At 69.5% G+C, this 14,259-nt stretch carries 6 protein-coding genes and 1 tRNA gene; 3 read left to right on the top strand and 4 right to left on the bottom strand.

Annotated features, from left to right (window positions below; genetic code table 11):
- Positions 1–21: 21 nt before the first annotated feature.
- Positions 22–726, top strand: a complete 705-nt coding sequence (locus tag MMG85_RS05905) for a ComF family protein (protein WP_241045187.1) — start codon at positions 22–24, stop codon at positions 724–726.
- Positions 727–740: 14 nt separating this feature from the next.
- Here the strand turns inward: MMG85_RS05905 and MMG85_RS05900 are convergent, their stop codons facing one another.
- Positions 741–2,540: a DUF11 domain-containing protein gene (locus MMG85_RS05900; protein ID WP_241045186.1), complete on the bottom strand. Its 1,800-nt coding sequence runs from the start codon at positions 2,538–2,540 to the stop codon at positions 741–743.
- 81 nt (positions 2,541–2,621) lie between these two features.
- Positions 2,622–3,515 carry a 4-hydroxybenzoate octaprenyltransferase gene (gene ubiA / locus MMG85_RS05895; RefSeq protein WP_241045185.1) on the bottom strand — a complete coding sequence of 298 codons (894 nt, stop codon included), beginning with the start codon at positions 3,513–3,515 and terminating at the stop codon, positions 2,622–2,624.
- A 100-nt stretch (positions 3,516–3,615) separates the two neighbouring features.
- Between ubiA and MMG85_RS05890 the strand changes: the two genes are divergently transcribed.
- Positions 3,616–3,692: transfer RNA gene (locus MMG85_RS05890), tRNA-Arg, on the top strand.
- A gap of 110 nt (positions 3,693–3,802) precedes the next feature.
- Positions 3,803–6,472 carry a serine/threonine-protein kinase gene (locus MMG85_RS05885; RefSeq protein ID WP_241045184.1) on the top strand — a complete coding sequence of 890 codons (2,670 nt, stop codon included), beginning with the start codon at positions 3,803–3,805 and terminating at the stop codon, positions 6,470–6,472.
- 64 nt (positions 6,473–6,536) lie between these two features.
- Here the strand turns inward: MMG85_RS05885 and MMG85_RS05880 are convergent, their stop codons facing one another.
- Together MMG85_RS05880 and MMG85_RS05875 are read right to left on the bottom strand one after the other, a co-directional pair.
- The gene (locus MMG85_RS05880; RefSeq protein ID WP_241045183.1) at positions 6,537–10,244 is read right to left on the bottom strand and encodes a hypothetical protein; all 3,708 of its coding nucleotides are present in this window, start codon (positions 10,242–10,244) and stop codon (positions 6,537–6,539) included.
- 11 nt (positions 10,245–10,255) lie between these two features.
- The coding region (locus MMG85_RS05875) for an OmpA family protein (RefSeq protein WP_241045182.1) at positions 10,256–14,259 on the bottom strand (4,004 nt) is incomplete at its 5' end.

Here is a 14,259-nt window from a genome sequence, read left to right as displayed (position 1 = left end):
GGGCCCTGCCCTGTCAACCGCATGGATGCATCGAGAGTTGACGGCGGATGGCGTCGCGCCATCCGCTTGCTGTTCCCGCCCCGCTGCCTGATCTGCCGCGAAACCGGCAGCAACGGCGCCGATCTGTGCCGTTCCTGCATCGAACGGCTGCCCTGGAATGCGAGTGCGTGCCCGCGCTGCGGAGTACCGATGGCGGCCGCCGGCGACTGCGGCGATTGCCTGCGCAAACCCCCGGTGCTGACGCGGACGCAGGCGGTCTTCGTTTACGGGTTCCCGCTGGACCGGCTGGTGCCGCGCTTCAAGTTCCATCGCGACCTGGCCGCCGGGCGGCTGATGGCCGAGCTGATGGCGGGCGCGCTGTCTTCGGCGCCGCGGCCGGACGCGATCGTGCCGGTGCCACTGCACGCCCAACGCGTGCGCGAGCGCGGCTACGACCAGGCGCTGGAACTGGCCCGCCCGCTGGCGGCCCGGCTCGCCCTGCCGCTGCGGCCGGAGCTGCTGCAGCGCGTGCAACCGACCGCGCCGCAGTCCGAGCTCGACGCCGTACAGCGGCAACGCAATGTCGCCCGTGCCTTTGCGGTGCCGCCGCAGTGCGTGCCGCCCGGGCACGTCGTGTTGCTCGACGATGTCATGACCACCGGCGCCACCCTGCACGCGGCGGCCCGCGCCCTGCTCGCGGCGGGCGCGACACGCGTGGATGCCTGGGTCTGCGCGCGCGTGCCCTGAGGGCATGCGCTACCTCAGGGGGTCAGGCCGCTCGCGGTGACCCGGCACTGCAGCGTCAGCACGACCTGTCCGCCCGCGGGGAATGTCGGAATGCCCACGCCGGCAGGTCCGGTCAGGTTGGCCACCGGGACCGTGGCGCCCGGGCAACTCGCCCCGCCCGAAGCGGCACACACGGCGGTGGTCGCGGGATCGGCGCAGTCCAGGCCGGTACCCGGCGTGTCGCGGATGATCGTCCCGTTGGCGGCGCTGGGGCCGGGATTGCTGGCAGTGAGGGTGTAGGTCACCACGCTGCCGGACTGGGCCGTCGTGGGACTGGCGGCCTTGACGATGGACACGTCGGTGCGCGGGATGCGCACGTTGCGGAAGACGCAGCTCAGCTGGTCGCCCGCCACCGGCGAAAAAGTGAAGGAGGTCGCGCTGCCGCTGGGTGCGGACCCGCCACTGCGCGCGTTGCTGCAGGAGTAGGTCGTCGTGTAGTCGGCCAGGTTGGCGCCGCCGGCCCCGGTTTCGGAAAAGGTATAGCTGGCGCCCGCCGTCGCCGGGCCGACGATGGCCGTCTGCGTCGGGGTATTGGTGGCGCCCGTGGTCGTCACCGACGCGCTGGCACCTGCACCGCTACCGGCGATGGCCAGCGTGAACTGGTCCGTCGCCAGCAGCCGGCCGTCGGGCAGTTCCTTGCTGAGCCGCAGGATCGGGCGCGCGGTATTGGTGATGGTGCAGACGATCTGGTCGTTGGCAGCCGGCGTGACGTTCCAGGTGGGCGATGCGCCTGCCGGGGTGAACGCCGTGCCATTGCGCGTGCAGCTGATCGAGGCCGTGTACGCACCGGCCAGCGTGGACGCACTGCCGGCCACCATGGTGTCGCGCAGGTAGTAGGTCGTCCCGGTGGTCACTGCCAGCGCGCCCGTGCTGGCCTGCTGGCCGACGCCGGCACCGGAGGTGGTGGCTTCGCGCACGGTGCCGCCCGCCAAGGTGGTGCCGATCTGTACGGTGAACTGGTCGCTGGCGGCGGCGCGCGGTGCGCCCAGCGCCTTGTTCAGGGTGATGGTGGTGCCGTTGCCGGTGATGGAGCCGTTGCAGCCGTTCGCACTGGCAGCGGCGGCGGGGTCGCGGAAAGCGCTGGCCGGGATGATGACCGGGGTGGCGCTGCCGGGCGGCGTCCACCGCAACCGGGCGAAGTTGATGCCTCCGTGGTTCAGCCAGTACACGCGCACCAGCGCGCAGCTGTTGGCATTGGCGGCGGTGAAGTTCCCGAGGCTGACGTAGGTGTTCTCGTTCGCCGTGTAGTCGTTGACCGTGCCGACGGGTACGTCGTAAGACGCGCTGCGGTAGGAGGTGTTGGCGTAGTCGCTGGAGAATCCCACTTCCACGTTGTCGTCGTTCGCGATGCTGACGTTGTAGCTGCCCGCGAGCGGGAACTGGATCAGCGCATACGACACGCGCCCCATCGCCTGCAGGCTGCAGGACGCGACGCTGGCGGCCGGCGAATCCATGTTGCAGAGATGGTTGGCGGCCTGCCGATAGTTGATGTCCGCCGCCGTGCCGGAGCGCACCGCATTGGCGGGATTGGCCGCGATCGCGCGCAAGGCGTTCAGGCGTGCCGCACCGGTGCCGGTGTTGTTGGCGAACGTCGGCGCACCTGCCGGGCCGGTGTACACCGTGCCGACACGATCATTGCCGCGATAGTCTTCCCAGCGTACGGTCTGCGCCGCTGCATTGGCCATGCACATCGCCAGCACCACGCCGACCCACCAACGCCCGCACTCCTTCAGCGGGAATGCGAAGATTCCCGTGCCCCTGTTGTGTTTTGTCATGCCGTGCGTTACGTGATGTCACATCGATAAGTGTGAACACTATCACACTCTTGCGGGGACACCCTGAACGTGCGGCACCGCTCAGCGGGCAAGATCCAGCGCCAGTCCGGCGAACACCGCCGCACCGATCCAGTTGTTGTGCAGGAAGGCGCGGAAGCACGCCTGGCGCTCGCGATGACGGGCCATGACGAACTCCCACGCGGCCAGCATCGCCGCCACGCCCAGGCCCGCCCAGTAGTACGCACCCAAGCCGGCCTGATCGCCGACCAGGTACAGCGCCACCAGCACCAGCGCGTACAGCACGCCCTGGATCGCCAGGTCGAGATCGCCGAACAGGATGGCGGTGGATTTCGACCCGGCGCGGATGTCGTCCTCGCGGTCGACCATCGCGTACCAAGTGTCGTAAGCGGTCGCCCACAGGATGTTGGCGCCGTACAGCACCCAGGCCACCGTCGGCACCTCGCCCTGCACGGCGGCGAACGCCATCGGGATGCCCCAGCCGAACGCCAGCCCTAGGTAGACCTGCGGCAGGTAGGTATGGCGCTTCAGGTAGGGGTAGCTGGCCGCCAGGAACAGGCCCACCACACTCAGCCACACGGTCAGCCGATTCATCGTCAGCACCAGCGCGAACGCCGCCAGCATCAACACGGCGAACACCACCAGGGCTTCGCGCCCGGAGACCGCGCCGGTCGCCAGCGGACGCCCGCGCGTGCGTTCCACCTGCGGATCCAGCCAGCGGTCCGCGTAGTCGTTGATCACGCACCCCGCCGAACGCGTCAGCCACACCCCGGCGGTGAACACGAACAGCGTCCACGCCGGCGGTATTCCATCAGCCGCCAGCCACAGCGCCCACCACGTCGGCCACAGCAGCAGCAGCACGCCGATCGGCCGGTCGCCACGCACCAGCTTCCAGTACTGGCCCAGCCGCTCCCGCCAGCGCGGCGGGCCCGCCGCTTCGAAACGCTCGTATCCCATGCCGGAAAGGGTAGCAGGCCCGCCCGCCGGGCCGGTTCCTGCAGCGCTCGGGCCGAATCGGGCCATCGGCACCGGTTTGCGGCTAGAATGCCGGTCCCGTGCGCCTGTAGCTCAGCCGGATAGAGTAGTGGCTTCCGAAGCCATTGGTCGGGGGTTCGAATCCCTCCAGGCGCGCCACCCCTCCCTGCTCTCCGCCACGGCGCGAAGCGCGATACCCTCTCGTCATCGGGCCATGGTCGCCAGACTGCCGGCGCGTGTGGCATCCCGCCTTCTACCGACCGTCGACGATGTCCGAGTTGGAAGTCCGCGCACTGGCGCTGTTCGACGAGTACGCCGAACTCGCGCCACCGCAACGCGCCGTCGCCCTGAAGCGGCTGAAGGCGCGCGAGCCTGCGCTGCATGACGCACTGCTGCGGCTGCTGGCGGCGGATGCCGCCGCGCACCCGCTGGAAGACGTCGCCTTCGACACCCTGGTCGGGGCGCAGGCCGGCCATGACGTGGACGCGGCGATCGACCGCATCGGCAACCGGCTGGGCCCGTGGCGGATCGACCGCGTGCTCGAATCCGGCGGCATGGGCACGGTCTACGAGGCCAGCCGCGCCGATGGCCAGTACGAGAAGCAGGTCGCGCTGAAATGCATGCGGGCCGAGATGTCGACGCCGGCGCTGATCGACGCCTTCATGCGCGAGCGCACCCATCTGGCGCAGCTGGATCATCCGCACATCGCCCAACTGCTGGACGGCGGGGTCGAGGAAGACGGGCGGCCCTGGTTCGCCATGCGCCTGGTGCACGGCACGGCCATGGACGTGTACGCCAACCAGCACCGCCTCCCGCTGGCCGCGCGCGTCCGCCTGCTGCTGCAGGCCTGCCAGGCACTGCGCTACGCGCACGGCCGGCGCGTGCTGCACCAGGACATCAAGCCCTGCAACATGCTGGTGTCGGCCGATGGCCGCGTGCACCTGATCGACTTCGGACTGTCGGCGATGATCGACGGCCTGGACGGCGACCACGTGCCGCGCCTTGCCATCACCAACGGCTACACGGCGCCGGAAGTGCTTGCCGGCGGCATCGCCACGGCGGCCAGCGACATCTATTCGATCGGCGTGATGCTGTACCAGTTGCTGGTCGGCGACTGGCCGCGCCCGCTGCAGCCGCTGCACGCCGGCCTGCTCGGCCGCCCGGCCGCTGCACCGGCCAGGGCACCCTCGGCGCTGGCGTCGACGGCCTCGGCCGACACCGCCTGGCAACGCGCCCTGCGCAGCCCGCGCCGGCTGCAGGAGCGCCTGCGCGGGGACCTGGATGCCATTGCGCTGAAGGCCGTCGCGCATGCCCCTGCGGACCGCTATGCCAGCGTCGATGCGCTGATCGATGATCTCCAGCGCTGGCTGGCACGACGTCCGGTGATGGCCCGCGGCGGCGGTCGCGCCTACGTGGCCGGGCGCTTCGTGCATCGCAATGCGCTGGCCTGCATGCTCGCCGGTGGCGTGGTCCTGGTAGCGACCGGGGGCGCCAGCGTGGTCGGCTGGTCCTACGTCCGCGACCGCCAGGAGCTGCGCGACATGCAGGCCGTGTCCGCGGTGTTCGAGCAGACGCTGGGTGCGGTGACGCTGTCGGGCCTGGCCGACGCACGCCCGTCCTCGCGCCACATGCTGCAACTCACCGAGCAGCAGCTGCGCGACCTGCCGCTGCGCTCGAACCCGGCGATCAAGGCACGGGCGATGGCGTCCCTGGCGCGCAGCTATGCCGCGCTCGGCGACTACGCCCATGCCCTCGCGCTGGCCGGCGAAGCCCATCGCCTGCTGGCGGACGATCCTGCGGCGTCCGCCGACACCCAGGCCATGCTGGCGATGCTGCTCAACCTCCAGGCCCGGCATGCGGAGGCGCGCGACATCGCCACGCGCGGCCTGGCGCAGTCGGCCGGCGCGCAACCGGCCGCCGACCCGGCCACGCTCGGCCTGCTGGTCGAACTGGCCCGCGCGCACTGGGGGCTGGCCGAGTACGACAGCGCCTTCAACACGCTCGCCTTCGCGCAGGAAAGCACCGACGGCGCGATGGCGCAAAGCGCGCTGGCGGCACGCGCCACGCTGCTCCTGCTGCGCGCCCAGTGGCATCTGCAACTGTTCGATCTGGCCGCCGCCGAGCGCGACCTGCAGGACGCCGCCGCCGCCGCGCCGCGGGACGCGTCCGTTCTGGCCGACGACATCGACGAGGCACGCTTGTCGCTGTTGCTCCTGCAGCAGCGACCGCCGGAAGCCGCGCGCCTGGCCGCGTCATTGCTCGCCGACCGCCGCCAGCGCCTTGGCGCGACGCACCCCGACACCGCCCGCAGCCTGCGCCTGCAGCTGGAGGCCGCCGAGCTGGGACCCGACGCCGAAGCGGTCAGCGACGCCGCACTGCAGGCGGCACGCCAGGCCATCGCGCAGGCCTACGACACCGGCCACCCCGAATACGCCCAGCAACTCTGGCTGGAGGCCCGCGTGGCCATGCGCCGCGACGCGCGCGAGGGCCTCGCGCTGTCCACGCAGGCGGTCACGCTGCTCGAGCAGACGCTGGGCCCGCGCCATCCCGCCACGCTCGGCGCCAAGGAAACGCGCGCGCGCGCGCTGCTGGCCCTGGCCAACACGGCCACGGCAGATGGAGCGCGCGCATTGCGGGAGGAAGCCATCGGCCTGCTGCGGGAATCCGTGCATGCCGCGCGGCAACGCCAGTGGCCCGCGCCCAGCGCCAGGTTCTGGCTGGCGCAGGCGTTGCTGGATCGCGCCGGCTCCGTTCCGGCCGCCGACCGGCGCCAGGCGGAAACCCTGCTGCAGGACGCACTGGTGGAAGCCCGCCGCCAGTTGGGCGCCGGGCATGCCACCACCGTGATGATCCGCGACGCGCTGATCCGGCGCTACCAGCCACCGGCGACCACGCCGGCCGCGGCATCGCCAGACGCACCACCGCCCTCATCGTCCTGACGCGAGGGCCGGCGTGGACGCCGGCCGCGAAACGGGCGGGGATTGCCCGCCCGCGGGACACCTGTCAGTAGGTACCGACCAGGTTGAGGAACCAGCCCTTGTGGTCGTAATCGAAGTCGGTCAGGTCGTCGCTGAACTCGGTGAAGTTATAGCCCACACCGATGCGGAAGTTCTTGCCGAGGTCGCGATCGACGCCCACCAGGAAACCCTGGCGCGTACCGCCATCGTCGACATCGAGCCAGCGGTATTCCGCCAGCGCGTGCCACTTCGTGCGCAGGTCGTAGCGCACCTGTGCCGCACCGAAGGTGGTGGCCGAATCCAGCCATGCGCCGGTGCCGCGCCCCAGCCGCACTTCGCCTTCGCGACGCGCCAGCTTGCCGGCGAACTCCCAGCGCTGGTCCAGCTTGTACACGCCCTCGAACGAGAGGATCTGCGACTTCTGGTCGTAATCCGCGCCGCCCACCTGGCCGAGCGTGGCCAGGTCGTACAGGTAGGTGTAGCGGCCGTACAGGCCCCAGCGCTGGTTGTTCCAGGGACGGTAGGCGAAGCCGACGTTGCCCTCGATGAAACGCGCGCTGGCCAGCGGATCGAGTTCGTCCTCGGTGTCGGCGTAATTCAGGCGCGCGGCGATGCGCCAGCTTTCGTTGATCTTGTGCGTCAGGCGGTGGGTGCTGACCCACTGCTCGCGCTGCTCGGCACCCTGGTCTTCGCGCCATTCCAGCTTGCTCTGCCAGTCGGTGTCCGCTGAGGTGCGGCCGCCGGAGATGCTGATGGCGCGCCGGTCAATGTTGCCGCCGGCGGTGTTGGTGAGCTCGCCATCGGACAGCGTGAAGCCCAGGTTCCAGCCCTGCGCCGGATAGAAATCCATGCCAAACGTGTGCGCCAGCCCCGACTCGTTGCGCTCCTTCAGGAACTGGCTTTCGTTGTACAGGTTGACCTGGTTGGACAGGCGCCAGCGCTGGCCCAGCGTCCAGCCATTCTGCGCGCTGCGGTTGAACAGCGACTCGTAATCGGTGGTGTCGGTGGAGTAGGTGTAGGCACCGTAGACCGAATGCTCCGCGGTCAGGCGATGCTCGGCGTTGACGGTGGCGCCTTCGCCGCGATCGCCGGTGGTGACTTCCGCACCCACCGACGACTGGTTGCCGTACAGGTACTTGCCGCCCAGCGTCAGCGCGTTGTTGTCGGCGTACTGGCCGCCGTCGTCATCCAGCGTCACCTGCCCGATGCCGTACAGCTCCAGCGTGCTGCCGAAGCGGTGCAGGTACTTCAGCGCGCCCAGCGTGCCGGCGGCATCGGCCGAGGCGCCTTCCTGGTCCACGCGGCGCAGCTCGGCACTGAACGTGCTGGCGTCGTTGACGCGCCACTCCAGCGTGGCCTGCGCCTGCGTCAGCGATTCCGCACCGCTCTCGGCGCGGGTGTAACGCGTGTACAGGCCCAGGTTGGGCGTGAACTGGCCCAGCAGCTCGGCGCCGTACTCGGTCACCGGCCGGCCGGTGTCGTAGCGGGAGATGGAATAGCCGGCGCTGGTGTTGCGCCACCAGGCGCCCACGCTCCAGTCCTGTTCCGTCCAGCCCAGTTCCTTGAAGTTGGCCCGCGCTTCCAACGACTTGGCCTCGCCCTCGCGGAACAGTGCGGTGTCGTTCTGCTGGATGAAGCTCAGGCCGCCGTTGTCGGAGAAGAACACCGGCGCACCGAACGATTCGGTCTGCGCGTATTCGGCCTTGAGGTAGGTGCCCTTGCCCGCCTGCAGGGTCAGGTCGCCCGCGGCCAGGGTGTAGTCCTCGCCCGCGCGGTTTTCCTGCACGTAGGTCGCGCCGACGCCGACGTGGTTGCCGAACCAGTGCTTGCCGCGGAAGCCCGCGCTGACATCGTCGGCATCGAAGCCGGACGGCACCCATTCGTAGTCCACGATCAGCCGCTGCTCGAAGCCGTCCAGCGGCGCGTCGCGCGTCAGCGTGGGGATGTTCTCGCGGGTGATCTGCGCCAACGCACGGGTCAGCAGCACGCGCCCCTGCAGTTCGTCGATCTCGTAGTCCGCGCCGCGTTGCAGGACCACGCGGTTCTCCGTGCGGCCGGTGGTCAGGTCGCGGATTTCCAGCGTCACCACGTCCGAGCCCGGCAGCAGGTCGGTATGCCGCAGGTAGTACAGGCTGCCACCGGTACCGATGAACTCGTTGTGGCCCGGCGCGGTTTCCGCCTGCGAGCCGAACACGCGCAGTTCGCTGCCCGGATCGCCCCAGCGGTTGGTCGCGTTGGAGCGCCAGTTCAGCGCCGCGCCGTACAGCGAGCGCTGGTACTGCGCGTACTCGGTGCCGGTGATGCCGGTGCTGTAGTTGCCCCACAACGCCTGGTTCTTGTCCCAGTCCACGCGCAGGTAGAACCGGCCCATCGTGTCCACGTCGCGGTACGTCGTGGAATCGTCGCCGTAGACCGGGTAGTAGAGATCCGGGTCGAGGCGGCGGAAGATGTCCTGCGGATCGGCCTCGGTGAAGCCGTCGAACAGGCGCTCCAGGTCGCGCTGGGTGGTGTCGGCCTGCGCCGTGACCAGGTATTTGCCGGCGTACTTGGCCTTGCCGTAGAACGCCAGGCGGCCGTCGCTGATGACGTCGTCCTGGTACCGGGTGTCGTTGGCGAACGCCGCGTCCGAACCGCTGACCTTGTTCTGCGCGATGGTCACATCGGCCAGGCCGACGCCGAAGAAGTAACGCCCGGTGACGTCGACGTCCAGCGTGTAGCCAGGCTTGGCCGACGGCGTACCTTCGCCGCCGCCCACGCCGATGTCGAAGCGGTGCCTGCCGACCGGGACCAGGTATTCGGCCACGAACTTGCGCTCCAGGTCGACCGGATAGCTTTCGCCATTGATCGTCAGCTGGCCACGCTCGGGAATGTTGCGGCCCTGGATGCGGATGCGCGAGCCGTACAGCGGGATGTTCTGCTGGCGCAGGCCGTTGTCGGCGAACACGTTGTCCAGCAGGCTCTGCGCCTGCGCCTGTTCGCCGCTCAGCGCGGTGCCCAGCGAGCGCTCTACGCTGCCGCGGAGCAGATCGGTGCCGCGCTCGGCCTCTTCCGGCGACACCAGCTGCAGCGTGCGCGGATAGGTCTCGTCGAAGCTGTCGCCTTCGCCATAGGCGCGCAGCACGTAGACCAGTTCATCGCCCTTGCGGAACGGGTATTTCGACGGCAGCGCGCCGTCCCAGTCCGCATGGCTGACCGCCGCGACGTCCATCGGCACGGTGGCGATGGGTTCGATCAGGTCGGCGTCGCTGCTGCGGTAGACCGAAATCTCCAGGCGCTTGATGAAGGCCGGATAGTTGCCGCGCACATAGAACTGCACGGGCTTGGTGATGCGTTGCCCGTCGAAGGCCACCATCGTGGGTGCGGACACCGACAGCTCCGGCTGTCCCAACGTGGGATCTTCCGTCGCCCAGATGACCCCGCCGCCCGGCAGGTCGATGGAGAACTTGCCCATCGCCGTCGCCTTGCCCGGCTGCTCGGTCGCCACGCTGACGCGGCGATCCGGCTGCAGGGCGTCGGAAGACGACCCCGCATCGGTCCCCTGGGTCACGGGCCTGTCGTAGCTGCGCGTGCGCAGGCGGAACAGCAGCCCGTCCTCGCTGCTGCAGCCCTCGTCCTGGCAGTCGACCGGCTTTGCGGCAGCGCCGCCGCCCTGCGCGGGGGGCGCCGATGTCTGCGCCACGGCAAGGGGCGCGGTACCGGCGAGCAGGCCGATCAGCGTGTAGTCCAGCAGCTTCATCTTCATACGCTTCTTCATGATCGGCCCCCTCACTTGCGCACGCCGACAGGGGCGGTCGGATCGTTGCTCGCGTCCACGCGCACCTTGGCGCGCACCTCCGGGCTCAGACGCGCGGCGATGGCGTCGTAGACGGCCTTGGCACGACGCATGCCCAGCGCCGTGTTGTACGCATGGGAACCACGCAGGTCGGTGTGGCCGACGATGGCGATGCTGCCGCCACCGCGCTTCTCGAGCGACGCCGCGATGGCGTCCAACAGCGGCCCGAACGCCGGACGGATCGCGGACTTGTCGGTGTCGAACAGCACGGTGCCCAGCAGCGCACCGCCCTCGTCGACGCCCACGACCAGCGAACCCGGGTCGTCGACATTGCCGCGTGCGCTGACCACCAGCGCCTTCGCGGCCTGGTCGTCCAGCTTGGCCAGCAGCGCCGTCTTCACCGCCTCGGCACGCTGGAAGGCCAGGCCTTCGCTGTCGCCGTTGGCGTTGATCACCACTTCGCCGCCCTGGTGCTTGCGCACCTGCGCGGCCATCGCGTCGATGACCGGCAGGTATTGCGCACGCACTTCGGCGCTGCCCGGGGCGAAGAACACCTCACCCAGCTCCAGCTCGACCTGCTCGACGCCGCCTTCGATCACCTGCTCCGGCAACTTCACGCCGAAGTCGAAGCGGACCGGCACACCGGGGGTGATCCGGCGCAGCAGCGGGTTGTCGGTGGTGAACTCTGCACCGGCCGGCAACGTGGACGGGTCGACCTTCAGGATGAAGTTGCGACCGCGCTCCCACGCACCGCCCGATATGCCGGCCAGGTGGTAGCGGCCGTACTGGTCGGTTTCGATCAGCAGGCCTTCCACCGAGGCGATGCGCACGCCGGGGATGCCGCGCTCGTCGATGCCGGTGTTGCGGATGATGTAGTCGACCACATAGCCGCCCTCACCCTGCGACACGCGGCGCTCGACCGTCGGCGTGGCGGCATTCAGGCCCTTGGCCGCATCGCCGGACTGCTCGACGCGGGTATTGCCTGCCGCATCCATGCGCACGGTGACGCCCTGGTCGCTGGTCAGCACGAAGTCGTCGGTGAAGCTGGCCTCGCTCAGGCGCTGGCGGATCACCACTTCCTGCGCGTCGGCCGGCTCGGCCACCGACTGGCGACCCGCGATCGCACCCACCGCGATGCCATGCAGCATCGGCGAGCTGGCATCCGGCTCCGGTTGCGGGCCGGCGCCACGGTCCACCGTGGTGGAGTTGGCGATGTAGGCGCCCGGCGCGAAGCCGCCCTGCACCTTGACGCCACTCAACGCAGCGCTGTCCTGCCAACCGTCGCCATCGCGGTCGTTGAAGACCGTACCCATCAGCAAGCTGTCGTCGATCAGGGCATCGGCCGTCAGCACGACTTCCGCTGTGGCCACGTTGGAGACCGGATCATCGGTCCCCGAACGCGCCTGCGCCTGGTTGACGTGCGTACCCGGGCGGACACCGGCACCGACGCGCATCACGTAGACCAGCGTGGCGGTTTCGCCCGCACGCACGTCCACGCCTTCGATGCGGATCGGCTGGCTGCCCGACACCGTCGCCATCCGATCGGCATCGCCGGCCAGCAGCGAGCCTTCGACATAGGTGAAGCCCGCCGGCGGCGTATCGGTGATGCGGCCACCGACCAGGTCGGTGCTGCCCACGTTTTCGACGGTCAGCGTGTAGCGGACCAGGTCGCCGATCTTCACTTCGCGCGCACCCGCCGTCTTGCTGAGGCGGATCTCGGGCAGGTCGACCTGGTGCTCGGTGCTGCAGCTCTGGCAGGTCGGCGGGTCGCCGGTCGGATCACCGCTGCTCGCCACGACCACGTTCGACACGCGGCCGTTTGCCGAGGCATCGACGGTCGCGGTGTAGGTGAACGTATGCATGCCCACCGCCGTACCGGCCGGCAAGGTGCAGGTCATCGTGGTGCCGTTGTACGCGCAGCCCGCAGGCATCGCGCCCAGCGTCAGGCCCGTGCCGGGGGTATCGACCAGCGTCACCGCCGCCCGGGTGGCCGACTGGCCGACCTCGACGGACAGCACGTAGGTGATCACCTGGCCCGGTTCGACGGTGGTGCCGTTGGCCGGATCGGCGCTCTTGTTGACCATGATGATCGGCGCGGCGACCGGCGTCTCGACATCGCAATCCGTCGCACAGATCGGGTTGTCGTCGCTGCTGCCGACCACGCTGTTGCGGACCACCTGGGACGCCTGGGCGTTCACCGTGGCGGTGTAGCTCACCTCGTACACGCCCGGCGCCGTGCCGGTCGGCAGCGTGCAGACCAGCGGCTGGGTGCCCGAGCAGGCGTAGGCGCCGGCACTGGTCACTGCACCGAACGTCAGGCCGTTGCCCAGCGTGTCGGTCAGGGTCAGCACGCCGGACGTCGGCGCCGCCGCGATTGTGGTGGTCAGCGTGTAGGTGATCACGTCACCCGCCACGACTTCGACCTTGCCTGCCGGCAACGTGACCGACTTGCCGTAACTGATGATGGCCGGCAGGGGTTCCGTCACGATCGTTTCGGTCTGGCAGGCGCCCTGGCAGGTCGGTGCATCGTCGCCAGTGGCGACCACGGTGTTGCGCACGAAGCCCGTGGCCAGTTCGTTGACGATCGCCGTGTAGGCCACGACGTACGTACCCGGGACCGTGCCCGCCGGCAACGTGCACACCAGCGGATTGCCGGTACCGCAGCTGAAGTCGCCTGCCGTCACCGTGCCCAGCGTCAGGCCATTGCCCAGCGTATCGGTCAGCGTGAGCGGCGCCGTGGTGGCCGCATCGGCCACCACAACCTGCAGCGTGTAGGCCAGCGTGTCGCCGACCGAGACTTCGGTCTGGCCGACCGGCAGGGTGACCGACTTGCTGAACGACACAACGGGATTGGCGACCGGCGTATCGATGGTCGTCGTGCACGTCGGATCCGTGCTGCCCGCCGGGCAGACCGGACTGGTCACCACCGCCGTGTTGCGGATCGTGCCTGCATCCGCGTCGGCCTGGGTCACCGTGTACGTACCCACCAGCTGGCAGGTCGCACCCGGCGCCACGCTCGCGCAAGTCACACTGTTCGGCGTGATCGGCGCATCGCTCACCACCACGTTGGTCAGGGTCGTGTTGCCCGTGTTGCTCAGCGTCACCGTGTAGGTCAGCACGTCGCCCACCGCGACGTCACCGCCCGTGCTGTCGCCGGTCAGTTCCTTCACCAGGGTCTGCGACGGGGTCTGCGGCACCGGGGTGTCGATTGTCGTCGTGCATGTCGGATTCGTGCTGCCCGCCGGGCAGATCGGACTGGTCACCACCGCCGTGTTTCGGATCGTGCCTGCATCCGCGTCGGCCTGGGTCACCGTGTACGTACCCACCAGCTGGCAGGTCGCACCCGGCGCCACGCTCGCGCAAGTAACACTGCTCGGCGTGGTCAACGGATCGCTCACCGTCACGTTGGTCAGGGCGATTCCGCCCGTGTTGCTCATGGTGATCGTATAGGTCAGCACGTCACCCACGCTCACCGTGCCACTGCTGTCCGCGTCGGTGTTGCCGGTCATGGCCTTGGAAAGGCTTTGGGCGGGAGTAATGTCCGTGATCGTGCCCGTGGCCGTGGCATTCGGACCCACGGTGTAACCCGTGCCCGCACCCACCGTCACCAACACCGTCTCGTTGCCTTCGGCGATCGTGTCCGTCAGCGTCGGCACCGTCACCGTCGCCGTCGTCTGACCGGCCGGGATCGTCACGCTCACCGGCTGGTTGTTGTAGTCCAGCACCGGCGTGGCCGTGCCCGCATACGTCAGCGGGATCACGATGTCCTGCGTCGAGGTGCCACCGGTCAGTTCCACCGTGTACACCAGGTCAGCGCCTTCCGCCGCCGTCGGCGTGCCGGTGATGTTCACCGTCAGCGTCGGCGCCACGTCCGTGATCGTGCCCGTGGCCGTGGCATTCGGACCCACGGTGTAACCCGTGCCCGCACCCACCGTCACCAACACCGTCTCGTTGCCTTCGGCGATCGTGTCCGTCAGCGTCGGCACCGTCACCGTCG

It is taken from the genome of Pseudoxanthomonas sp. LH2527 (assembly GCF_022539275.1).
Lineage (GTDB): Bacteria > Pseudomonadota > Gammaproteobacteria > Xanthomonadales > Xanthomonadaceae > Pseudoxanthomonas_A.
Note: the sequence above shows the minus strand (reverse complement) of the source record. Positions and strands in the feature narration are given on the sequence as shown.